Genomic DNA, 22,819 nt, shown 5'->3' with positions numbered 1-22,819 from the left:
CTGACGGGTGGGTTTAGTACCGTCCAATAGTGTCGAGTATACGCTTTGCCTGGAGAAACGACGGTTCTCAGTAGCTCGCGCTCATGCTGAAGTTGAAGTAGCGGAGTGCGTCGCCTTCGGCGTACATGACGGGGAAGGCGATATCGAAGCCGAGGGGAATCGGGCCCATGGCGGGGATCATCAACCGAAGTCCGGTGCCGACCGAGACGCGGAGTTTGCTGAAGCTGTAATCGTTCTCGACGGTGCCGAAGTCGGTGAAGACGACCTGATGGACGGTGTCGGATGCGGTCCAGGGGAACTGGTATTCCAGCGAGCCCAGGGCCATCATCACGCCGCCGACCGGGACGCCCAGGGCCTTGGGGCTGACCGTTCGGTACTGAAATCCGCGAAGGCTGCCGAAGTTACCGGCGAAGAACCGTTCGTAGACCGGCAGCGACTGCGTCGCGATCCCGAAGTGGCCCCGCAAGGTGATGAACCGCTTACCGGAACCGTCGGGCCGGCTGCCGGTCGTGTAATGCATGCGGCCCTCGGCGTCGAACTTGGACCAGGTGTAGGTGCCCCAGCCCTGCTCGTAGGAGAATTCGGCGTACTGGCCCTTGGTCGCCATGAACGGGCTGTTGCGGTTGTCGAACCGCAGGCTGGGGCGGACCGAGACCAGGGTCGAGTGGCCGCTGGCGGCCAGGTACTGCGCCGGGGCGGGGTTGCGATAGCCGTAGAAGTTCACGTCCTCGGCCCGAACGGCGACGTCGGCGTAGGTGCTGGTGCCGAACTGGCGGCCGAGCGAGAAGCGGCCGCCGCCGCGGGCCTCGCTCCAGTCGGGGTAGAGACGATTGAAGAGGTAGCCGGCCGCGGCGCCGCCGATCGGCATGCCGAAGAGGTAGGGTTCGCGAAGGCTCATCTGGAAGCGGTTGATCAGGGTGCCCGGCTGGAGGTCCAGGCGGAACTCCTGGCCGCCGCCGCGGAAGGCCGTGCCGTTGAAGATGTCGTTGAACGAGCGCGGGACGTTGAAGATGTCGAAGTTCTTCTCGTACACCGTGACGTTGCCGAAGAGGCCCTGGAAGCTGCTGGCGGCCACGCCGACCATCAAGCGGCCGGTGGGGGCCTCTTCCAGGGTGGTGACGATGTCGGCGTAGGACCGGTTGGGGAAGGGGTCGTTGCGGTCGGGGCCGACGTCGGTCATGTTGAGGCCGGGGATGCTGGGGAACGTCCCGGCGGGCTCGCCCGTGCCGACCGGCGGCTGACTCCGCCCCGGCGTCGCCGGAGCATCGCCCGGCGCGCCCAGCCCGGGGGCGCCCGGAGGCGCAGGGACGGCGATCGGCGGGACCGTGTTGGCGGGGGGGCTGAAGAAGCCGCCCGAGCCCGAGCCGAACGGCCGGAGCATCGACGGCCCGTCCTCCGCCTCGGCGGCGGCCCCGCCCTCGGGCGCGGGGACGACCGAGTAGCCGCCGTCCTGCATGCGCACCTTCATCGCGGTCGATGCCGTCGCCGGGGGCGCGTTCGCGGAGAGGGGGATCGTCGCGGGGGCGGCGTCCGCAGCCCCATCGACGTCCTTCGCGGCCCGGGTGGGCGTCGCGTCGTCGCCTTGCATCCGCGCGCCCGCCATCTCGCTGAGGAGCGGCATCATCCGCTCGCCGTAGGGCTTGTCGAAGGGCCGCTCGTTGACGATCTTGACCTCGATCTGCTTGCCCATCTCGGGGTTCGTGTTGAAGTACCCGAGGGCCTGCAGCCGCTTCTGGGCGGTGGCCAGGCGGTTCTGGTCCAGGACCTCGCCGGGGAGGAGCCCGGCCTGCCAGAACTCGCGGAGGATGACGTCGTTGCGGGTGCGGGTGTTGCCCCGCAGGATGATCTCGCCCAGCGTGAACGGCATGCTCTCGTCGATCTTGTAGGCGAGGTCGACGACGCCCGGCTCGTTGGTGAAGCGGGGCTCGGCGAGGATCTGGGTCTTGATGCACCCCAGCTCGTAGTAGCGCTTGAGCATGGCCTGGCGGTCGGAGTCGCGGACCGCGTCGAGGAAGGGCTTGCCGGAATGGAGCATCAGGCCGTCGCGGAGCTGCTCCTCCTTGATCTGCTTGTTCCCTTCGAAGAGCAGGTTGCGGACGTGGTACCGGATGCCCTCGGAGACGACGAAGGTGAGGTTGACGTCGCCCAGGCCGTCGCCGGCGCGGGTGACGGGGGTGACCCGGACCTCGAAGAATCCCTGCGACTGGTAGTATTCGATGAGCTTGCGGGCGTCCTCGTCGAGCATCTCGCGGTGGTACTTGCCGCCCAGCGAGGCGACGATCGGGCGACGGCTGGAGATCTTGGTCCAGAGCTGGGCGTCGGTCGCGAAGACGTTCCCCTTGAAGTCGATCGACGCGAGCTGGAACTTCGGCCCTTCGAAGATCTGGATGACGACCTGGGTGTCGCCGGGCTCGCCGCCTTCGATGAGCGTGACCTGGGCGAGCTCGTAGCCCTTCTCGATGTAAAGGTTCTGGATCTGCCGGACGGCCGAGAAGATGTGGGTCGGATCGGCGCGGTTGCCGACCTTCAGGCCGGTGTTCTCTTCGATCTCCTTCTGAGAGATCTTGCGCCGGCCCCGGAACTCGACCGATCGGAGCACGCGCATCTCGCGGACGCGGAAGATCAGGACGATCTTGCCGCTGCCGGGGGGCGTCTCCTCGTAAAAGGGCTCGACGTCCGAGAACCACTTCGTGGCGATCAGCGACTTCAAATCCGCGTCGACCTTCTGGTGGTCGTACGGGGCGTTGACCTTGCTGAGCAGCTTGCCGCGGATCTTCTCGGCGGTGATGCTCGAATTGCCCTCGATCCGGATCTCGACGACGGTCCCCTTCGGGGGCGCCTGCGCGGAGGCCGCGGGGGCAGCCGCCAGCAGGGCGGACGTCGCGAGGGCCCAGACCGTCGCCGGCGCGATGAAGCGGGCCGGCGCCCGGCGAGGCGGGCGAGTGTGAATGACGTCGGCTTCGATGAGATTTCGCTCCACCGGACCCGTCCCTGGCGCCGGAAGGCGTCTGGTTACTTGATACGTCATGAGCGATCGTCCCCCGGGCTTCGCTCTCTCGGCGCGGCCCTGCGAGGGGCCGCGTCGGGGCGGTCCGGTCGATCATCCCAGTCGAAGTCGAGGGAGCGACGATCGCCCCCCCATCCCATCCGGATCTCGAAGAGGTGTCGCGGAGCGGTCCCGTCGCCGGGACCGTGCGGGGCGAGGTCTGCGTCCATCCTGGTCGCGACCGCCCCGACCTCCGCTCGTCGCCTGCTGACGAAGACGTGACAGGCGAGGGCGTTTTAATCGAGTTGCCCGCCGGACGCAAGGCCGGATGCGACGAAACCGGCCTCCTTCGTCACGACATCGCGTGGCGGGGCTTCGGGTCCTTGAAGTGGAGGCGGAGCGAGGGGTTCAGACCGTATGCGAGGGCGAGGAGCTTCACCGGGTGGAGCGTCCGCTTGGCGATCCCCTGTTCCATCTGGATCCGACACGCGCCGCACTCGGTGGCGCCGATCTCGATGTCGTCGTCCATCAACCGCCGGTGCAGGCCCCGGCCGGCGCGGAGGCTGGCTCGGAACTGGTGGCGGCGGAGGCCGAAGGTCCCCCCCATGCCCGAGCATCCTCGGTTGATGAACTCGACGTCCAGCTCCGGGACCTTCTGGAGGAGGTCGAAGGCCGGCAGGCCGACGTCCAGGGCCCGGAGGTGGCACGGCTGGTGATAGCCGACACGGGCCCGGACCGGCTCGGCCGGCGCGGGGAGCTGCCCCCGGGCGTCCAGGCCTTTCAGATACTGGCCCAGGTCCATCGTGTTCTGGGCGACCAGCGCGGCGTCGAGATCGTCGGTCAGCTTGACGTACTCCTGCCTGAGCATGAGCGCCGCGGTCGGCTCGGAGCAGACGACCGTGTAGCCGTCGCGGACGGCGTCGCCGAGCACCCGCAGGTTCCGCAGGGCCAGCTCGCGCGCGTGCTCGACGTCGCCGACGACCAGGGGCGCCATCCCGGAGCTGCGCTGCGACGTCGGGACGTAGACGTTCACGTCCGCATGCTGCAAGACGCCGACGACCGACTCGGCCAGCTCGTGGTCGTAGTAGTTGGCGTACACGTCGACGAAATAGACGACCCGGGGCCCGGGCCGCGAGGGCCGCGGCCGGTGGAGGCCGAGCTTGGCGGCGCGGCGGGTGAACGGGGTCCGCCGCACGGGCGGCAGGACCCGACGACGCGAGACGCCCAGCACCCGCTCCAGGAGCCAGCGGGCGCTGCGGCGGGACATCAGGAAGTTGGAGACGATCGGGAAACGGCTGGCGAGCCGGGCCCACATCTCCAGGCGGGAGAAGACCCAATCCTGGGGGGCCAGGCCGTGGTCCTCGACGAACGCCGCCTTGGCCTCCAGCACCAGGCTCGACACGTCCACGCCCGCCGGGCATTCGCTCTGGCACAGCTTGCAGTGGATGCAGTACTCGGCCTTCGAGAGGAACTCGGCCGACCCCCACGAACGCGGGTCGACCTGTCCCGAGGCGACCTGGCGCAACAGGTTGGCCTGCGCGCGGGGCGAGGCGGCCTCCTCGCCGTGGGCGCGGAAGCTCGGGCACATTCGGAGCGTGGGGTCGGTCCCGCGACAGGTCCCGCAGCCGTTGCACGAGGAGGCGACCGTCAAGAAGTCGTCCCCCGGCCAGCGCAGGACGGGGATGATCAGCGGCGAGCCCGGCGCGACGGCCTGCTCGACCTGAGCGACCGTCGTCGCCGCCGCGACCGTGCCGCCGCCGGCCCCGGAGCCGCCCACGTCGGCCGCGGCCGGGATCTCGGGGAACGCCTTGAGCCCCCGCGCGAGCTGATGGGGATCGTCCACGACCTTGCCGGGGTTGAGCAGGCGCGCCGGGTCGAAGGCGTCCTTGACGTCGCGGAAGACGCGGGCCGACTCGCCGACCTGGCGGGGGAGGAGATGCGTCCGCAGGAACCCCAGGCCCTGCGAGGCCGCGATGGTCCCGCCGGCCGACAGGACGACGTCGCAGAACTCGGCCGCCAGGTCCTCGAGCCGGGCCCGGTCGGCCGGGTCGCCCGGGTCCAGGAACGGCCGCATCCGGATCCGCCCCTCGGCTGCGAAGACGTCGAGCGTCCAGGTCAGGTCCCGGCGGCGGAGGACGTCTTGCAGGCCCCGGATCGCCGGGGCGAGCCGCTCGACCGGCACCGCGACGCCTTCCACCACGCGCGAGGGCGCCGAGCGGCCCCGCCCGCGGAGGAACCAGGGCTCGATCCGCCGCCTCAGGTCGACCAACCGCTCGCAGTCGGATCGGCGATGGAAGACGGCGGGGTCGGCCGAGAGCAGGCCGGTGCGGCCGGCCTTCTCGACGAGCAGCCGCGCCTTGCCGGCGACCTCGGCGGCCGACTCCCCCTCGAACTCGACGACCATCACCGACTCGACCGCCTCGCCGACGTGCTCGCGGAACAGGGGCTCGGCGTCGCGGGCCAGGCTGACCGATCGCCAGTCGTACAGGTCGCAGGCCGAGGGCGCCGTGTCCCCCCCGATCAGGAACGGGATGCAGCCCGCGGCCTCGACCATGCGGACGAACGGCAGGACCGCCACGGCCGTCGCGGCGGGGAGCGGCACCGTCCGGAGCGTCGCCCGGACGACCATCGCCAGCGTCCCCTCCGACCCGCAGAGCAGGCGCGCCAGGTCGACCCCGTTCTCGTCGGCGGCCTCGCCCAGGGCGTAGCCGGCGCGGTCGCGGAAGGTCGCGGCCGGCGCGGGGATCGACGCTTCGGCCCGGGGCTCCCACGCCCCGCGGCGGCGCTTCTGGATGCGATGGAGCTTGCGGACGACCAGGGCCTTGAAGTCGGCCGGCTCGTCCTCGAACGCCGGCCAGGGTTCGAAGCCCAGGTCGGCGGCTTCGCCCTGCGCGAAGACCACGCCCAGGCTCTCGACCCAGCGACTGGTCGGGCCGAACCGGCACGACCGGGGGCCCGCGGCGTCGATGCCGATCGCGCCGCCCAGCGTGGCCGCTTCGGACGCGGCCGGGGTCGGCTCCAACCGGCGGCCCAGCGGGGCGAGCCGGGCGTTGACCGCATCGAAGACCACCCCGGCCTCGGCCTCGACGCGATCCTCGCCGATCGCGACGATCCGCCTCAGGTGGCGGCTGAAATCCACCACCAAGCCGTCCCCCAGCGCGCCGCCGCCGGGGTCGGTCGCCGCGCCCCGGGGGTGGAGGGTCAGGTTGTTCTCGGTGGCGTAGCGGGCCAGGGTCGCCACGTCCTCGGCCGTCCTCGGGGCCACCGCGCCGAGCGGGTCGATCTCGAACGGGCCCGCCCCCAGCGCGTACGCCGCCCGATCCAGGGGTTCGAAAAACAAATCCCCCGATACGATCCCGCGCAGGTCGTCGAAGATGCGGGCTCGGCGTTCGTCCACGTGAGCGGCTTGATTTCGGTGAGGAGTCGTTGTTCGGGAAGTCGTCGCAGCCGTCCCGCCGCGAGAAGCGGTGCCCTCTCAGGCGAGTCACGTCGCGCCCACGTCGGCCTGCGATTCGTCGGAACCGGCCGACGCGCCCCGATCCCGCAGGTCCTGGGAGCGGAGGCGTTCCTGCCGGTAGCGCTCGCCGAGGGCCAGGTCGAACGAGCGGAACCGGCGGCCGGGATTCACTCCCGGCCCGCGGAGCTGGCTTCCGCAGCGATAGCACACGAGGACGTCGGGGACCCATCGATACAGGGCCAGGTCGAGCAGCAGCGACGCCCCCAGCACTCCGTAGGCGGACAGCGCCCTCTCATAATACCAGAAGACCGTGCTGGCGGCGAATCCGACGACCACGATCACGAGTCCCAGGCTCTGGGGGAAGTCTTTCCGGACGTAGAGGTCCGCCGAGCCGCAAGAGGGACACGCGACCGGCCCGCCCGATGCGTCGAAGGCGCCCGGCCGCAGGTCCCTCGCCGTATGGCAATGCCGGCAGAGGGACTGGCTCGCCGCCTCCACGTCGTCCGTGTGGTCGATCATCTTGCATTCGGGACACTCGAACGTCAGTTCCATCGGCCGGATCCGCCCCTTATTCGCCTTCAAAGGATCGGCGCCCCCCCCCGCGAGAGCATCAGCGACACCAACTCCCCGAACAGCACCAGCCCCAAGGCGGCGTACAGGACGCCCGTCGCCGACTGGGTGGACCGTAATTCGGCCGTCCTCCAGGCCAGGAACGCCGCCGACGACGGGCCCGCGAGCCCCATCCCCCACCGCATCGCCGGGTACAGCCAGGCCGGCGACGTCGCGGCCCCCCCCTCCGTCGCCAGCCAGAGGCCCGCCAGCGCCAGAATCGCCCGCGTCCCGAGGCCGAGGCCCATCAACCGGATCGCACGCCTCAGCGGCTCGATCGCGGCCGTCGGCGTCGTCAGATACTGATGCCCCAGGAGCATCGCCGCGAGAGTCGTCCCCATCAGGAATCCCGACGCCCCCCGGCTGGCCGCGTTGAAGTTCGAGCATCCTCCGCCGACGAACGAAACCCCGATCAACCAGGCCCCCGACAGTCCCGCGGCCGCCCACAACGCGCCCGTCCCGACCCGCGTCAGGCCGAGGCCCCAGGCCGTCGACCCGACATAGGCCGCGGCCGCCGTCGCGACCATCGCCCAAAATCCCCAACCCTCCTGCACTCCGCCAACTCGCGTGAAGGCGAGCGTGGCGAGTACGGAGAGTCCTAGCATAACAAGGCAAGTGGTCCGAAAGTAGGTGGACGGCGTCGTCCGCACGGGGCAGAAGGCTGTCGCGACCGCCAGTCCGAAGACCCATCGAACCGCGAAATCCGCCAGCATCGTTCCATCCCGAGTCGATCCCAGCGATCGTCCTGAAGGCCCAATATCCCACAGCGGGCGGGGCGGGGCGAGAGAATGCCGCGACCGAGGATCAACGCCGGGCACCGAAGATGAGGGACATGACCTCGGTGCGGGTGGCGAGGTTTTCCTTGAAGCCGCCGCGGACCGCGCTCGTGACGAAGGAGGCGTCGGGCTTCTGGACGCCGCGGATCGTCATGCAGCTGTGGCTGGCCTCGATGACGACGGCGACGCCGCGGGCGTCCAGCTCCTTCATCAGCAAATCGGCGACCTGCTCGGTCAGACGCTCCTGGAGCTGGGGCCGCTTCGACAGGACGTCGATGACGCGGGGGATCTTCGACAGGCCGACGACCTTGCCGTTGGGGATGTACGCCACGTGGGCATGGCCGATCACCGGCAGCAGGTGATGCTCGCAAAAGCTGACCATCCGGATGTCGCGGATCAGGACCATCTCGTCGCACCGCTGGGTGAACAGCTTCTTGAGATGGGTCCGGGGATCCTGGTGGAGGCCCTGGAAGACCTCGGCGTACATCCGAGCGACGCGATCGGGCGTCTCGAGGAGCCCCTCGCGGTCGGGGTCCTCGCCGACGGCCAGGAGGATCTCGCGGACGGCCCGCCGGATGCGGTCCAGGTCGAAGGGGGGGGAAGAGGTCGTCTCGGGCATGGATCGAAGGCTTTCTCGGGCGAGCATCGGCTCGAGTCCCCCGCCTCGTCTCGGGCAGCCGGCTCGCTCCTGCGACGCAAACTGAACGAAGGCGGCGACTTCGGCCGAATCAAAAGACCAATTCTAGGCCCCCCCACCCGGGAAATCAAGGCGGCCGGCGACCGTTCAGTTGTCGCTGAAGGGGGGCGGGAAGGTGCGTCGGGCGGGGAGTTCGCGGAGCCATTGATGGAGCGCCTGGACTCGGGCTTCGACCGAGGTCTCCTCGAGGAGCCGCTGCTTCCAGTCGGCGGCGGCCGCAAGCGCGTGCGCCATGACGTCGACCAGGGCCCCCAGGGATTCCGCCCGATCCAGCAGCTCCAGGAGTTCGGGCGCGGCGCCGACCATCCTCCGGAGGTGCTCGACGAGCCCCGCGCGGGCCTGCTCCTCGGAGGCCGAGGCCGGCACGTCCTCCAGCACCTCGACCTCGGCCGAGCGGTACGGCAGGTCGTCGGTCGTCTCGCGGAGCAGCCGCACCCGACTGCGGCCGAGGAGCAGGATGTTGAACCGGCCGTCGGCCAGGCGCTCGTGGTGGATGATCCGCCCCAGGCAGCCGACGCCCTCGATCGGGGGCCGGGGCGAACCGTCGCCCAGGAGCCGCACCATCGTGATCAGCCGGTCGCCGTCGAGAGCGTCCTCGGTCATCCGCCGGTAACGCGGCTCGAAGATGTGCAGCGGGACGACGACGTGCGGGAACATCACCACGCCGGAGAGCGGAAAGAGCGGCGTCCGCCCCGAGAAGTCCTTCAGGTCCAGTTCGTCGTGCATCGTCCCTCACACCTTTCCCGCCCCGCGTCGCGACGGTCCATCTTGACAGCTTTCTCGATCCGACGCCACATTCACTCGGACGCGGCGGCGGCGGCCGGGCCGCGGAGACGTCGAGGGGGCGGCATGGCGCGCAAGAAGGATCCGGCGGCGGCGATCGACCCCAGGCCCCAGGCCCGGCGCGTCGTCCGGACGCTCAAGGAAGCGTATCCGGAGGCCCTCTGCGCGCTCGTCCACGAGGGCCCGTTCCAGCTCCTCGTCGCGACGATCCTCTCGGCCCAGTGCACCGACGCCCGGGTCAACTTGGTCACGCCCGAGTTGTTCCGCCGCTTCCCCGACGCCCGCGCGCTCGCGGCGGCCGACCGCGCGGCGGTCGAGGACGTCGTCCGTTCCACGGGCTTCTTCCGGGCCAAGGCGAAGAACCTGCAAGCGATGGCGACGCGGCTCCAGGAGGATCACGACGGCGAGGTCCCGCGCGATCTCGACGCGCTCACGGCGCTCCCCGGCGTGGGCCGGAAGACGGCCAACGTGGTCCTGGGGACGGCCTTCGGCCTGGCGACCGGCGTGGTCGTGGATACCCACGTCAAGCGCCTGGCCGCCCGCCTGGGCCTGACGTCGCGGCGGACGCCCGAGCACGTCGAGCAGGACCTGATGGCGATCGTGCCGAAGGCGGAATGGGTCGACCTGAGCCACCGCCTGATCCAGCTCGGCCGCCGGGTCTGCCTGGCGCGCAAGCCCCGTTGCGGCGCCTGCCCGATGGCGTCGTTCTGCCCAAGGGTCGGGGTGGCCACGTCGGCCTGAGCCTCGCGAGGCCGGCGGGAATGCCCTGTCGTCGCGCCCTTCGCGACGGTATCCTGATAGGGCGACGCACCCGACGAAACGACGCGCGAAGCCCCGCGACCGGCGGAGGATCCGAGGCGAACATGCACATACTCGACATCTTCGATGCTCACCCGACGACCTTCAGCTTCGAGTTCTTCCCGCCGAAGACCGACAAGGCGTCGGCCGAGCTGTTCGAGAACATCGCCAAGCTCCAGGAGCTGCAGCCGTCCTTCGTCTCGGTGACGTACGGGGCCGGCGGCTCGACCCGCGAGCGCACCCACGACCTGATCGTCCGGATCCAGCAGCAGACGAACCTCACGGCCGTGTCGCACCTCACCTGCGTCTGCCACTCGGAGGAGGAGCTGGCCGGCCTCCTCGACCGCTACGCCGGCTCCAACATCGAGAACATCCTGGCCCTCCGCGGCGACCCGCCCCGGACCGTCGAAGGCTACGACCGCGCCGACGACGCCTTCCAGTACGCCGATCAGCTCGTCCGCTTCATCCGCTCCCGGCCCGCGCCCGACTCGCGAGGCTTCGGCGTGGGCGTGGCGGGCTTCCCCGAAGGGCACCCGGGCACCCCCAACCGGCTCGTCGAGATGGACAACTTCAAGCGCAAGGTCGACGCCGGGGCGGATTACGTCTGCACCCAGCTCTTCTTCTGCAACGACGACTTCTACGACTTCCGCGACCGCTGCGACCTCGCCGGGATCCGCGTCCCGATCCTCGCCGGCATCATGCCGATCACCTCGCGCGAGACCCTGGGGCGGATCGCCGAGCTGGCGCTGGGCGCCCGCATCCCCGCCAAACTCCTCCGCGCCGTCGACCGCTGCGGCGACTCCAACGAGGCCGTCGCCAAGGTCGGCGTCCACTGGGCCACCGAGCAATGCCGCGACCTGCTGGACAACCAGGTCCGCGGCCTCCACTTCTACACCCTCAACCGCTCCGACGCGACCCGGCGGATCTACGAGAACCTGGGCGTCGAAGACTCCCTCGGCCTCGACGGCCGTCGGCCCACCGCCTGACGATCGGACGGGTCGCCGCGGCCGCGCGACGCCCCTCGGAGAAGTGGGTCCGTTCGCGTTTGCGACCAATCAACCCAAATCGACGCAACCTTCAGGCATCCAGTCGTTTGTGGTCGTTTTTCGGCCTCCGGAGTTGGCTTCCTTCGCCCTATTTTTTTTGTTTTCGTCGTTCTCCTCGAATCTTCCTCGGCGGCCCTCGCGAAGCCCGCGCGCAACGCCCCAATAGAAAACATGGTCCAGGATCGCCGATTGCGGACGCAGGACGCCGGGATCGGGTCGAACGAGCCGGAACCCGGGCGGGGGAGCGAGACCGCGATGGCCCCTCTCGACCTCACACGAAGGCTCAAGGAAAGGGCCCTGGCCCTGGGCTTCGACCGCGTGGGGGTCGCCCCGGCCCAGGACGCTCCGGACTACGGTCGCTTCCGCGACTGGCTCGACGCCGGCTCCGACGCGGGGATGGAGTACATGCGCCGGCACGCCGACGCCAGGGCCCATCCCGACTCCATCCTCGAAGGCGTCCGCTCGGTCGTGATGGTCAGCCTGGTCTACGGGGCAGGGGGGCCGCCGCACCCGTCGCCCGCGGTCGGCAAGATCGCCCGCTACGCGCGCGGGGGCGACTATCACCACGTCCTCCGGGCCCGCCTCGAAGCCCTGATCGCGTGGCTGAAGGGCGAGGCGCCCGAAATCTCGGCGCGGGCGGTGGTCGACACGGCGCCCTTGCTCGAGCGCGATTTCGCGCGCCTCGCCGGCCTCGGCTGGATCGGCAAGAACACGCTGTTAATCGACCGCAAGCTGGGGAGCTTCACGTTCCTGGGCGCCTTGCTGGTCGACGTCGAGCTTGAGCCCGACGCGCCCCACGCGACGTCGCACTGCGGGACCTGCACCCGCTGCCTCGACGCCTGCCCGACCGACGCCTTCGACGGGCCGTACCGGCTCGACGCCCGCAAGTGCATCAGCTACTGGACGATCGAGCACCGCGGCCCGATCCCCGACGAGGCCGCGGCGAACCTCGACGGCTGGGTCTTCGGCTGCGACGTCTGCCAGGACGTCTGCCCCTGGAACCGCAAGGCCCCCGCGGGCCTGGCCCCCGAGCTGGCCTCGCGTCCGGAGTGGGACGGACCCGACCTGATCGAATGGCTGGGCCGGTCCAAGGGGGACTGGAAGCGGGCCCTCCGGGGCTCGGCGATGGGCCGCGCCGGCCGGGTCGGCCTGGTGCGCAACGCCGCCGTGGCGCTCGGCGTCGCAGGCCGCGTCGACGCCGCGCCGGCGCTCGCCGCGCGGATGGCCGATCGCGACGAGCACCCGGCCATCCGCGACGCCGCCGCCCGGGCCCTCGGCCGCCTCGACGCCCCGACCGCGCCGGAGGCTCTTCGGGGGGAGGGGACGCCGCCGATTTCGAAGTCGCGAGGGCCGTCGCCATGACGAGGACGAGCATCCACGTCGCGGAAGGCAGCACGAGGGCCTGCACCACGCGGCCCGCCGTCCCCGCGGTGATCGACCACGCCGCCAGCCGGGGCAGCATCGAGCCCCCCGGCTGGAACAGGGCCGCGAGGATGGCGACGACGCAGGCGAACTGCGGGATCCGCCCACGGCCGGTCCGCCGACGCATCTGGTCCACGCCGTAGAACAGCGGCGGGGCCAGCATCAGCAGGTCGTAGTTGCGGTGGTACAGGAAGAGGCAGCTGAGCGTGTAGGCCGCCGCCCACGACGCGTCCGTTGCGACCCTCCCGGCGAACGCGAGCCACCCGAGGATCGCCGTCAGCGCCATCGCCGTCGCGAGCTCGACGGCCTTCCGGCGGCCCCCCCCGTCCATGCCCAAGCCTTCGAGCAACTGCCCCACGCCGAGGATGGTGGAAGCGTTCGTCCCGGTGACGTACGAGCCGTCGTTGATCCTCCCGGGCCGCTGAGTCTCGGAGATCCGCTTCAGGTCGTCGAGCGAGTACTCCGCCCATCGCGTCGGCGGCGCGCCGATCGCCGCCATGAGGACGCAGCCCGCGATCAGGGCCTCCCAGATCCGCCCGTCGCCCCGGCGCGCGTACTGGGGGAGCAGCGGGACCAGCGTCCCGATCTTGATCGTCCCGACCGTCAACAACAGCCCCGACGCGATCGGGGCCCCCGCGCCCCGCGCCCAGTGCGCGGCGAACATCGCGGCCGCGGCCAGGGCGCTGAACTGCCCGAGCGTGATCCCGGTCAACGCGGCCGGCGAGCCGACCACGAGGGCCGCGGCCGCCCAGGGGAACCGCGCGTCCCCGTCGTCGTCGGGCCGTCCGACCCGGTAGGCCCGCCAGGCGAGGTAAGGGCTCAGCAGCGTGCTGAGCACGACGCAGGCCAACCAGATGGGTCGGACGCTCCCGATCGGGGCGAGGGCGAACAGCTTGACGATCGGCAAGACGGTCGGGGGGTTGAGCATCGGCGCCGGGTGGGGCGGATAGGGGTTCTCGCCCGCCAGCGCCAAGGCACCGGCCCGATGAAAATGGATCAGATCGACGCCCGCCCGCCCCCCGATCGCGTTCAGGAAGATCCCCGCCGTCGCGATCGCGAAGGCCGCGCGCTCCATCGCGAGCCGGCGAGTCTTCAGAAAGAGGCAAGGAACCGCGAGGGCCAACAGGGCGAACTTCACGATCAGCGCCACGGCGTGCATCGCCATCCTCCGATCGGCTGCGTCGTCGGTTGTTTCGGTCATGACGGTCTACGCCGAAACAAGCTGATCGAGACCGCAGGCGTCCGGAGGCGTCGAATCGCCGCGACGACCGTCGCGGCCGATCAACGCAGGGGGGGCGATCGAGGTGGCAGGCCATCACAACCGAGGGATGGAGCAGGAGAGGCGGGGCGGCGCGAGGGGCGGACGCCGGCCCGAAGGTCCGGACGCGCGAGGCCTCGGGACGGGCGGGGACGCGACCTATTTCGATATCCCTGAGGCGGGCTGGCTGGTCAGGTGGGCCGGAGGTGGGGAGGTCGGTGGCTCCGACGAGGGCCGTCCGCAAGGCGGCCGCCGGCGACCCCTTGGACGAGCCCCATTCAGGCGAGTTTCGGCCCTCGCCTCCATCCCGTGGCGAGCAGGACGACGAGGGCGAACAGGAGCAGCCAGGTCGAGAAGGGGACTATGGCGATCCTCGCGATCTCCCGCAGCGTCTCGTCTTCCAGGCACCATTGCAGCAGCGGGTTCGAGACCCGCTCCCAAGGCGTGCAGGGGATCAGGACGAGGCCGACGACGTTGAGCCGGTGGAGCGTGCGCCGCCAGCCCTCGCGGGCGTTCATCTCGACGAAGCTGTAGAACAGCGGGGCGGCCAGGATCAGCGAGTCGTAGACCCGGTGGTAGAGGAACAGGCAGGCCAGGGTGCAGGCCGTCGCGACGGCCGCGGCCGCGGGCAGCCTGCGGGCGCGGGTGATCCCGGCCAGGCCCAGCAGGCCGGCGAGGCTGGCGATCAGCTCGACTCGGCTCCGCACGGCGGCGTCCCGGACGCCCAGGTAGTTCGCCAGCTTGCCGACGCCGATGACCGAGGCGAACTGCTCGCCCGTCGCGAAGTCGTAGTCGTTGACGCTCCCCGCCCGCTGGGTCTCGGCGATCCGCTCCAGGTTGGACCGGCAGAACTCCAGCCAGCGCGTCGGCGGCGCGCCCAGGAGGGCCAGGGCCAACGTGCCGCCCGCGAGCGCGAACCAGACGCGGCGGTCGCGGCGGCCGAGGAACTGCGTGAGGATCGGGATCAGCGTCGCCACCTTGATCGTCGCGACCGACAGCAGCAGACCCGAGGCGATCGGCCGGCCGACGTTCCGCAGCCAGATCGCCGTCAGCAAGGCCAGCGTCCCCAGCGCGCTGAACTGGCCCAGGATGATCCCGATCTCCGCCGCCGGCGAGACGACCACGAGCGCGGCCAGTCCCCAGGGGAAGATCGCGGGCGGCGCGGGCTCGCCCTCGACCGAAAGCGCGTCGTCCTCGCGGGCGGTCCGCAGCGCGGCCCACGCCGCGATCGGGCAGAGGATCGTCATGACGGCGACGGAGGCCTGCCAGTAGGGGCTGACGTCCTCGACCGAGAACATCGCGAAGAGCTTGACCAGGGGCAGGACGGTCGGCGGGTTGATCATCGGCGAGGACGCCGGCGCGTAGGGGTCCTGGCCGGCCAGGGCCAGCACGCCCGAGCGGTGGAAGTTGATGAGGTCCACGACCGGCTCGGCGATCCGGAACTTGCGCCACAGCCGGACGAAGACCATGACCGTCGCCGCCGCGAACAGGAGGCGTTCGGCGGCGATCCAGCGTCGCCTGGCCAGCAGGAAGGGGAGGACGAGCGCGACGACGAGGAGGATCAGGTTGTGGCGCAGCACGGGCACGGGGGAGGCTCCATCCGGGGGATCCTCGCGTCGGCTCCCGCCCGGCGCCGCGTCCAGGGCCTTCGGCCCGCATCCCCGCACGTCGACGCCGTCGCCGCGCCGGCGGGGACTCCACGCATCGCCGGGACGCGCCGACCCCGAGGAGGGGTTCGGAGCGTCCGCGCGAGCGGGTCAGCCTAACGACGTCGGGGCGCGAAGTCCACCCCGGCGGCCGGGCTCAGGCGGTCTTGGTGGTCGGGACCGTGTTGACGACGGTGGGCGGGTTGGTGCTGTAGGTCACCGCGGCGATGGAGCCGGTGATGGTCTGGCCGAACGAATCGGTGGCCGCCACCTTGAAGGTGTTCGAGCCGTCGCCGAGCTGGACGTTGATGCTGTACTTGCCGTCGGCGCCGACGGTCGTTGTCGCGCCCGGGGAGTTGCCGTTCACCTCGGTGAAGACGACCGTCGCGTCGGGCGAGGCGGACCCGTTGAACGTGACGACCCGCTGGTTGGTGATGCGGTCGGAGATGCCCGCGTCGCTGGCCGGGTCGAGGTTCACGCTGGTGACCGGGCTGATGATCGTCTTGGCCCCGACGTTCTGGCCGGCCAGCCGCAGGTCCTTGGCGTCGATCTTGCCGTCGCGGTTGGCGTCGGAGTCGAAGGCGTAGCCGCTGTCGGTCGAGGTCTGGCCGAACTTCGAGGCGATCGTCGACAGGTCGGTCTTGTCGACGATCCCGTCGCCGTTGGAGTCGCCGGGGAGGTAGAAGCCCAGCAGGTACGCGCCGGTGTCGGTGGTCTGGCCCTTGACGTCCACCTTGTACGAGGCGGGGGCCTGGCCGGCCTTGGGCACCGTCACGGTCGTGGTCACGGCCGAGCTCTGGGGGCTCAGCATGCCCTGCGACTTGACGAGCGACTTGGAGTAGGTCGAGTGCTGGACCGAGACGCCCCGGCCGTTGGCGCCCTTCACGGCGGAGACGATCGGCTTGACCGACGCGTTCGGGTCGGCGGCGACGTCGATCCCGATCGTGATCCGCCCCCTCGCCCCGGGCGTGAAATGGGTCGAGTCGAGGCTCACCTGGACGGAAGACGCCTGTCCCGCCGTCGTCACCGTCCCGGGGACGATGGCGAACGTGCTCCCCATCCCCGCGCTCAGCACGCGGCGATCCTCGAGCGCGTCGACGGCCAGCGCGGGCTTGCGACGGTTCCGCTGCAGTTCCCGAGACTCGTTCATCTGGAGGCCCTCCTAGGCCGACGGCCGATGGCGATGCCAGTCGGTCGAGATCGCTTCCCAACCCGATCGCACGAGCGCCCGGCCCGACGTCCCCGCGGGGGGATCCCCGAAAAGCGTCGGACCAGGCCGTGATGAACCTCTAGATCGGCCGACCCAATCCGGATCTTCACTCGAATCCGCGAAATCGCGGCGATCCGCAAATCCGCCGCAATCCTCAAACACGAAACGCCGGCCTCCCCGTTGCCAGGAGGGCCGGCGTTCCGCCGTTCCGAGAGCAGTCGAGTTCGGGCCTACTTGGCCGCCAGATTCCGGTGCGACATCCCCAGCTTGGGGGCCGAAAGGGCCGCGGGAGCCGGCGGGCGGGTCGCCTCGACGCCCGCCACGGCGAACGTCGAATCGGCCGCGCGGAGCCTCCAGGCGACGGCGGCGAACAGCACGACGCCCGCCCACATGAACATGCCGTAGCCCTGGGCGATCTCGTGCCCCTTGCCGTGCGCGAACAGCCCGCCGAACTCGCTGGACGTGCTCGCCATCAGCAGGAACGACGCGGCCAGCGCCGAGAAGATCCCCCAGCGCGCCCGCGGCGAGGTCCGGGGCGAGAACAGCTCGGACATCAGGAAGGTGAAGGGGAAGACCAGCGTGACGAAGTGGTGCTTCCAGCTCCGCTCCGAGAGGAAGAGCATCGTCAGCACCACGAGCGAGATCTCGCCCAGGTACGCCTTGCTCGTCCGGTCGGGGTCCTTGGCCCGGCAGAAGAAGGCCAGCAGCCCGATGAAGCCGAAGCTCACCACCTTGACCAGCGCGCCGACGACGCCCGGCGGCAGCGCCGCGAGGTTCAGGTCGAACTGGACGTCGTAGCGGTCGGTCCCGGGCTGGATCTCGGTCAGCAGGCGGGTCAGGACGCCGACCATCGACTGGTTGGCCTCCTGCGGGCTGGCGCTCCCCTCGACGAGGAACGGCGTGACGATCCGCTGGCACCACGTCGAGAGGCAGAGCGCGTTGAACCGCGGCCCCACCACGACGCTCGGCACGACCAGCAGGAACAGGACGAGCCCGGCGAACGTCCAGCCCACGGCCCGCCACGACCGCTTGTAGATGAAGTAGGGCAGGAACAGGGCCGGCGTCACCTTGAACGAGATCGCCAGCCCGAGCATCAGGCCCGCGAGCCCGTCGCGCCCCTTCCGCCAGGCCTGGAACATCACGGCCAGGAAGAAGAGGATCAGCAGGTTGATGTTGCCGTGGTGGAGGTCGCCCAGGATCGGCCGCAGCGTCAGGAGGAGCACGGCGGTCTGGAAGAACGGCGGCAGCGGCTTGCCCCGCACCCGGACGGCGTCGAAGCAGATCAGCAGCGTGATCGACGTCAGCGCGGCCTTGATCAAGAACCAGCTCATCGCCGCGGCGACCGGCGGCAGCGTCATGAGCGGATAGAGCGTGATCGGCATGATCGGCGGGTTGGGGAAGTACATCCGATCGTAGATGTTCGTCCCGCCCCAGAACTGGAGCACCTGGGGCTGCCAGCGCACGAAGGCGCTCCGCGAGTCGGCCGCCTTGGGGTAGTAGAAGGCGGCCGCGATCAGCACGACGGACGCCCAGAGCCCCCAGAAGAAGACCGGCTGCTTATAGCGTCCGACGGCGCGGCCCTCGGCTCCGGTGTCGATCTCAGGCACAGCGTACTCCCTCCCTGGAGAAAGCCGCGCGGAACGAATCAGCAGGCAACGCGTGCTTCGTCGCGGACTGTGTGAGAGCCCACTCACCGGCTCGACGACCAGGGTCCCCGGATCGGCGGCGCCATCTCCAGCGTCACCTCCGAGGCCCCCGCGGCGGGCCGGACCCGGATGAACGGGACCGGGTCCTCCTCCGCGTATTCCGCGTCGACCGGCGCGGCCGGCTGGGCCTGCAAGCTCGGGACGGAGTGATACCGCAAGACGACGCAACCGTCAAGATCGGGGACCATCTCCCGGACCACCAGCCGTCCCGGCGTCGCCTCGACCTTCGCTGAGCCCCGGATCGCGTCGCCGCCGTAACCGGCGATCCTCGCGAACAAGAGGGTCCCGTCGTCGTCCAGCACCGTCGCCAGGTCGGGGTTCTCGCGGCAGAACCGCCGCGCGTGGGGCGTCCAGCAGAGGATGTAGCTCGGCCGGTAGAGCCGGGCGTACTTCTCGAAGAAGGGCCGGTCCCAGCCCTTTCGGCCGAACAGGGCGTCGCCGCCGAACTGCGTGAAGTTGGCCTTGAGGGCCGCCTTCAGGTAGGGCCCGCCGATCAATTCGGCCCCGGTCTTCCACGGCAGGAGCCCGGTGAACCGCCCGCCGCCGAACGGGTCGGGCGCGCCCGGGACGTCCTCGCCCCCCTCCTCGTACAGCACCCGCTCGCCCGGCTTCACGTTCTCCTGGAACCGCTTGAGGATCCAGAAGAACCGCGGCGGCGGCTGGGACGAGAGGAACGTCGGCTCCGTCAGCACGCGCGCCCGGATCGAGGCCGCGGCGGGCGTCCCCAGGATCCGGATCCCGATCAGGACCGCCGCGAGCATGGCCCAGCAGTCGAGGTGGACGGCCTCGGCGCCCGTCGCGCCGACGCCGGGACGCAGCCGCTCCAGGCCGGCGGAGAACGCCGCCCCGGAGGCGACCGCCAGGGCCGAATAGAGGGCGAACGTGTGCCGCCCCGGCTGGAGGAAGTCGAGCGCGCGGACGTCGGCCGCCGTGTACGCCCAGAACCAGCCCGCCGCCGCCACCCCCGCCAGCGCCAGCCCGCGTCCCAGCCCCTTCGTCGCCAGGACCATCAGGCCCGGCAGCCCCAGGCCGAGCAGGATCAGCTCCGCCGGCGCCTCGCTGGTGAAGAGCTGCGTGATCCGCGCCAGCGAGCCCTCGGGGTGGAAGAAGGCGAAGCCGCTCTCGCCCTTCGTCGAGCCCAGCCACAGGGCCGGGGCCCACCAGAAGGCGTTGAGCGCCAGGACGACGATCGGGACCGTCCACACGCCCAGGTGCCGCGAAATCGGCAGGCCGTGGCCGCCGCGACGGCGGGCGATCCAGACCCCCAGGTACGCCAGCGCGCCCGCCGGCGCGACGAGCATGCCGGCCGTCAGGTGCATCAGGAAGGCGGCCGAGCATAGCAGGGCGGCGGCCAGCCAGCGGCCGAAGCCGCCGACGTCCACGAACCTCCCGAACATCCCGGCCGCGACCAGGCACGTCGGCGCCGCGACGAAGTAGGGCAGCATGCCGAAGCCGACGTAGTTGATCGGCCAGTCGGTCCAGACGTATCCCACGAAGAGGAGCACGGCCGCCGCGACCGCCGTGCGGCCCATCCCCTGGATCCAGCCCGCGCAGGCCACCAGCCAGGGCGCGGCCGCCGCCGCCAGCAGGATGTAGAGCTTGAAAGCCCGCTCGGGCCGCTCGCCCCCGAACGCCCAAAGGGCCAGCTCGGGGAGCGTCGACGACGCGGGGAAGACGACGCTCTTGGGATACCCGGACATGAACGCGGGGTCGTAGCCGGCCGTCGTCCCCGATTGCGACAGGAAGGCGCGAGTGGCCAGGGCGCTGTGGAAGTAGAGCGGATGGTCGTCCCGCCACGGCACCCACGCGCCGTCGATCCCCTCGCGGCCCCCGAGCCCGCGCCAGATCGCCCAGCCGTGCACCAGCGAGGCCGCGACGATCAGCACGAACGGGACGAATCGCGTCCATCGCCGCTTCGGCGGCCTCGGCGGTTCCGGCTCCGGTCCCGACGCCCGGCCGCGCCGCGGCTCTTCGACTCGCCGCGCGGGCGGCTCCTCCGGCACGTCCGCGAATGGGATGGGATCGTCGTCGAGCATCAAGGTCTCGGCATCAGGCGTCGAGGATCGGCCCGGGGGGCGTCAGATCCTCGACGTACTGCTCGACGCCGAGGATCTTGCCGTCGCGGATCGTGAACGACTGGGCGCAGAGGACGGCGTAGGGCGCCCCGGTCTCGCGGACGCGGCCGTGTTCGTGGAAGACCACGTCGACCTGGTCCCCCTGGGCCTCGATCGAGCGGATCACCGGCTCCTGGTCTTCGATCATGGCGAAGTTCCGCCTCAGGGCCTCGCCGACCTCGGCCCGGCCCTTCCAGCGGCCGCGGAACGGCATGTCGGCCGGGCCGGTTATCTCCAGCTCGACGTCGTCGTGGAGCGTCGCGAGGGCCGCCTCGAAGTCGCCGCCCGCCAGGGCCTTGTAGACCTCCTGGAGGACGGCCACGTTCCGCGACTCGGCTTCCTTCGTCGCGACGTCCGGGTCGCCCGCGCGGAAGGCGGGGGCGATGTCGCCGAGGAAGCGTTCGAGATGTTCCTGCGCCATGATGCAGACCCTCCGGGTTCGGGATCGACGATGCGAGGCCGGCCGCTCCCCCCCGGGGTCGAAACTCGGCGGAGCAGGGGGCTGGGGTCGCCCGTCGCTTCTCATCGGAGGCTGCGTAGGCGACGGAGAACGGGCCGAGCGGGGCGGAACGGATCGTGACGGCGTACGGCGAATGCGGCCCGCAGGATTCGAACCTGCAACCAAGGGATTCAAGGGCCCCCGCGTTTCCACGGGGCTTGGACTATCTCATCCTCGCCCCGCCCGGGAGAGAGGGCGGGGGAGGCCGGGCGCTCGCGGCGGGGGTTATTGTTGGGACTCACCCCGCTAGTCTCTGAACCTTCCTGGCCACCGATGCCCGGCCAGGCTTGGCTGCGGATCGCCGTGCCCCCTCGCGAGGGTTTAGGTTTCCCGCAATTCACCCGGTTCGCGGTCGAGGGTCGCCCCCCGGCGCCACCGTTTGGAATTGATGAGTCCCCTGCTCTGCCGTTGAGCTAGGGCCGCGTGATCCGGGCCGTCGAGACGGCCCGAAGAACGACGCCATCATCGCCGCTCTCGCCCCGAAAGACAAGGCCCGGGAGGCCGTGGTTCGCCGCGGGCGGCCCCCCAAACGCCGAACCGCCGCGGACGATCGGTGGATCGCTCGCGGCGGTTCAGCGACTTGTACGGAAACGATCCGTCCACCCGTCTCAGACGGTGGATTCTTGCTCGACGGGCAGGACCACGGCGGAGGCCGGGGTCGCGGCCGTCGTCGGCGGCACGGCCGGGCGGACGTCGGTCTCGATGAGGGTGCCGTCCTCGTTCTTGCGGACCTTGGGGAGCTTGACGTCGCTGGCCAGGCCGACGAGCTGCATCGCCCTGATGGTCCAGTAGGTCGGGTCGACCTCCCACCAGTCGAGGCCGTGGCGGGCGGACGTCTGGAAGGCGTGGTGGTTGTTGTGCCAGCCTTCGCCGTAAGTCAAGGCGGCGCACCACCAGAGGTTCGTCGACTGGTCGCGGGTCGCGTGGGTCCGGTAGCCCCAGACGTGGCTCGCCGAGTTCACCAGCCAGGTCGTGTGCCAGACGAACAGGGTCCTCACGAAGCCGCCCCACACCAGCCAGCTCAGCCCCAGGCCGCCGTAATACTGGCCGCCGACGTAGAGGGCGGCGAAGAGGGCCAAGGGGACGAAGATGAAGTTCCTCTCCAGGAAGCGATGGACCGGGTCGCGGAAGAGGTCGGGCGCCCAGCGCTTGAAGTAGGCGTCGTCGTGCCGGGTCGTCTCGTCCGGGAACATGAACCAACCCATGTGGGCCCAGAAAAGGCCCCGGAGCGGCGAGTGGGTGTCCAGCTCCTCATCGGAATAGGCGTGGTGGCGGCGATGGTCGGCCACCCAGCCGACCGCCCCACCCTCGGAGGCCATCATGCCGACGACGGTCAGCGGATATTCGAGCCACTTGGGATAGAGCTTGAAGCTGCGGTGCGTGAGCAGCCGGTGATACACCAGGCAGATCCCGACGCCGCCGGTGAGCCAGTGCAAGACCAGGCAGAGGAACAGCCCCGACCACGAGAAAAGGCTCGGCAGGAGCGCGAACAACGCGGCGGCGTGCATGCCGCCGATGAAGAGGGTCGTCGCCCAGGCGATTCGCTTGTGGAACGGCCGAGCCGTCGTCGTTGTGCTCATATTCGACCTTTTTGCAGTGACTTTCGTGGAGGGTTCCGCGGCGGGCTTTCGGCCGCCGATCGGGGGGCCCCGAGTGGCCGAGGTTGGGCGATGCGACGCCCGCGCCGGGCCTCTCCATCGTCGAGAGGCCGTACGTCCAGGGCCCGTTGTTCAACTTTTGGGAGTATCACTCGCGGGAAACGGACAGCCAGTCGCCTCGCTCTCGCTCCTTTGTACCATTTTTCACGAATCG

General features: G+C 70.5%; 16 protein-coding genes and 1 pseudogene. 4 read left to right on the top strand and 13 right to left on the bottom strand.

What is annotated here, in order from left to right:
• Nucleotides 1-67 precede the first annotated feature (67 nt).
• The 6 genes from PZE19_RS16440 to PZE19_RS16415 all read right to left on the bottom strand — a co-directional run bounded on the left by PZE19_RS16440 (nucleotide 68) and on the right by PZE19_RS16415 (nucleotide 9,251).
• Nucleotides 68-2,980, bottom strand: a complete 2,913-nt coding sequence (locus tag PZE19_RS16440; protein WP_277861724.1) for a BamA/OMP85 family outer membrane protein — start codon at nucleotides 2,978-2,980, stop codon at nucleotides 68-70.
• 358 nt (nucleotides 2,981-3,338) lie between these two features.
• Entirely contained in the window at nucleotides 3,339-6,383 is a 3,045-nt protein-coding gene (locus tag PZE19_RS16435; RefSeq protein ID WP_277861723.1) for an FAD-binding and (Fe-S)-binding domain-containing protein, read from the bottom strand.
• A gap of 87 nt (nucleotides 6,384-6,470) precedes the next feature.
• A complete protein-coding gene (locus tag PZE19_RS16430) occupies nucleotides 6,471-6,995 on the bottom strand; it encodes a hypothetical protein (protein WP_277861722.1) in 525 nt (174 codons plus the stop codon).
• A 26-nt stretch (nucleotides 6,996-7,021) separates the two neighbouring features.
• Entirely contained in the window at nucleotides 7,022-7,579 is a 558-nt protein-coding gene (locus tag PZE19_RS16425) for a hypothetical protein (RefSeq protein WP_277861721.1), read from the bottom strand.
• Nucleotides 7,580-7,856: 277 nt separating this feature from the next.
• Nucleotides 7,857-8,447 carry a GTP cyclohydrolase I FolE gene (gene folE / locus PZE19_RS16420; protein WP_277861720.1) on the bottom strand — a complete coding sequence of 197 codons (591 nt, stop codon included), beginning with the start codon at nucleotides 8,445-8,447 and terminating at the stop codon, nucleotides 7,857-7,859.
• A gap of 165 nt (nucleotides 8,448-8,612) precedes the next feature.
• Nucleotides 8,613-9,251, bottom strand: a complete 639-nt coding sequence (locus PZE19_RS16415; RefSeq protein WP_277861719.1) for an LON peptidase substrate-binding domain-containing protein — start codon at nucleotides 9,249-9,251, stop codon at nucleotides 8,613-8,615.
• A gap of 123 nt (nucleotides 9,252-9,374) precedes the next feature.
• Here PZE19_RS16415 and nth point away from each other — a divergent pair, with 123 nt between their 5' ends.
• The 4 genes from nth (at nucleotide 9,375) to PZE19_RS16395 (ending at nucleotide 12,717) form a co-directional block, all read left to right on the top strand.
• A complete protein-coding gene (gene nth / locus PZE19_RS16410) occupies nucleotides 9,375-10,049 on the top strand; it encodes an endonuclease III (protein ID WP_277861718.1) in 675 nt (224 codons plus the stop codon).
• A 122-nt stretch (nucleotides 10,050-10,171) separates the two neighbouring features.
• The gene (metF, locus tag PZE19_RS16405; protein WP_277861717.1) at nucleotides 10,172-11,092 is read left to right on the top strand and encodes a methylenetetrahydrofolate reductase [NAD(P)H]; all 921 of its coding nucleotides are present in this window, start codon (nucleotides 10,172-10,174) and stop codon (nucleotides 11,090-11,092) included.
• 315 nt (nucleotides 11,093-11,407) lie between these two features.
• Complete coding sequence (gene queG, locus PZE19_RS16400; protein ID WP_277861716.1) at nucleotides 11,408-12,514, top strand: tRNA epoxyqueuosine(34) reductase QueG; 1,107 nt, start codon at nucleotides 11,408-11,410, stop codon at nucleotides 12,512-12,514.
• Nucleotides 12,511-12,717: a hypothetical protein gene (locus PZE19_RS16395; RefSeq protein ID WP_277861715.1), complete on the top strand. Its 207-nt coding sequence runs from the start codon at nucleotides 12,511-12,513 to the stop codon at nucleotides 12,715-12,717. The genes queG and PZE19_RS16395 overlap by 4 nt, the downstream gene beginning before the upstream one ends.
• Nucleotides 12,718-12,827: 110 nt before the next feature.
• On the opposite strand, the pseudogene PZE19_RS33000 reads toward PZE19_RS16395, so the two are convergent.
• The 7 genes and pseudogenes from PZE19_RS33000 to PZE19_RS16360 form a co-directional block, all read right to left on the bottom strand.
• A pseudogene (locus PZE19_RS33000) lies at nucleotides 12,828-13,502 on the bottom strand (glycosyltransferase 87 family protein); the annotation flags it as partial.
• Between the two features lie 608 nt (nucleotides 13,503-14,110).
• On the bottom strand, nucleotides 14,111-15,418 hold the full coding sequence (locus tag PZE19_RS16385) for a glycosyltransferase family 87 protein (protein WP_277861713.1): 1,308 nt from the start codon (nucleotides 15,416-15,418) through the stop codon (nucleotides 14,111-14,113).
• Between the two features lie 217 nt (nucleotides 15,419-15,635).
• Nucleotides 15,636-16,628: an Ig-like domain-containing protein gene (locus tag PZE19_RS16380; protein WP_277861712.1), complete on the bottom strand. Its 993-nt coding sequence runs from the start codon at nucleotides 16,626-16,628 to the stop codon at nucleotides 15,636-15,638.
• 290 nt (nucleotides 16,629-16,918) lie between these two features.
• On the bottom strand, nucleotides 16,919-18,295 hold the full coding sequence (locus tag PZE19_RS16375) for a glycosyltransferase family 87 protein (RefSeq protein WP_277861711.1): 1,377 nt from the start codon (nucleotides 18,293-18,295) through the stop codon (nucleotides 16,919-16,921).
• 83 nt (nucleotides 18,296-18,378) lie between these two features.
• Nucleotides 18,379-20,430 carry a hypothetical protein gene (locus tag PZE19_RS16370; RefSeq protein WP_277861710.1) on the bottom strand — a complete coding sequence of 684 codons (2,052 nt, stop codon included), beginning with the start codon at nucleotides 20,428-20,430 and terminating at the stop codon, nucleotides 18,379-18,381.
• 13 nt (nucleotides 20,431-20,443) lie between these two features.
• Nucleotides 20,444-20,929, bottom strand: a complete 486-nt coding sequence (locus tag PZE19_RS16365) for a nuclear transport factor 2 family protein (protein WP_277861709.1) — start codon at nucleotides 20,927-20,929, stop codon at nucleotides 20,444-20,446.
• A gap of 686 nt (nucleotides 20,930-21,615) precedes the next feature.
• Entirely contained in the window at nucleotides 21,616-22,587 is a 972-nt protein-coding gene (locus PZE19_RS16360) for an acyl-CoA desaturase (RefSeq protein WP_277861708.1), read from the bottom strand.
• Nucleotides 22,588-22,819 lie beyond the last annotated feature (232 nt).

Origin of the sequence: Paludisphaera mucosa, assembly GCF_029589435.1 — a bacterium.
In the GTDB taxonomy this organism is placed as follows: domain Bacteria; phylum Planctomycetota; class Planctomycetia; order Isosphaerales; family Isosphaeraceae; genus Paludisphaera; species Paludisphaera mucosa.
This window is presented reverse-complemented; position numbering and strand designations above follow the sequence as displayed.

What these genes read in the sequence shown, in the direction of transcription:
- PZE19_RS16365 (WP_277861709.1), bottom strand. Translation starts at nt 20,929, where the DNA reads ATGGCGCAGGAACATCTCGAACGCTTCCTCGGCGACATCGCCCCCGCC.
- PZE19_RS16425 (WP_277861721.1), bottom strand. Translation starts at nt 7,579, where the DNA reads ATGGTCGCGACGGCGGCCGCGGCCTATGTCGGGTCGACGGCCTGGGGC.
- PZE19_RS16380 (WP_277861712.1), bottom strand. Translation starts at nt 16,628, where the DNA reads ATGAACGAGTCTCGGGAACTGCAGCGGAACCGTCGCAAGCCCGCGCTG.
- PZE19_RS16395 (WP_277861715.1), top strand. Translation starts at nt 12,511, where the DNA reads ATGACGAGGACGAGCATCCACGTCGCGGAAGGCAGCACGAGGGCCTGC.
- queG (WP_277861716.1), top strand. Translation starts at nt 11,408, where the DNA reads ATGGCCCCTCTCGACCTCACACGAAGGCTCAAGGAAAGGGCCCTGGCC.
- nth (WP_277861718.1), top strand. Translation starts at nt 9,375, where the DNA reads ATGGCGCGCAAGAAGGATCCGGCGGCGGCGATCGACCCCAGGCCCCAG.
- PZE19_RS16370 (WP_277861710.1), bottom strand. Translation starts at nt 20,430, where the DNA reads ATGCTCGACGACGATCCCATCCCATTCGCGGACGTGCCGGAGGAGCCG.
- folE (WP_277861720.1), bottom strand. Translation starts at nt 8,447, where the DNA reads ATGCCCGAGACGACCTCTTCCCCCCCCTTCGACCTGGACCGCATCCGG.
- PZE19_RS16360 (WP_277861708.1), bottom strand. Translation starts at nt 22,587, where the DNA reads ATGAGCACAACGACGACGGCTCGGCCGTTCCACAAGCGAATCGCCTGG.
- PZE19_RS16430 (WP_277861722.1), bottom strand. Translation starts at nt 6,995, where the DNA reads ATGGAACTGACGTTCGAGTGTCCCGAATGCAAGATGATCGACCACACG.
- metF (WP_277861717.1), top strand. Translation starts at nt 10,172, where the DNA reads ATGCACATACTCGACATCTTCGATGCTCACCCGACGACCTTCAGCTTC.
- PZE19_RS16415 (WP_277861719.1), bottom strand. Translation starts at nt 9,251, where the DNA reads ATGCACGACGAACTGGACCTGAAGGACTTCTCGGGGCGGACGCCGCTC.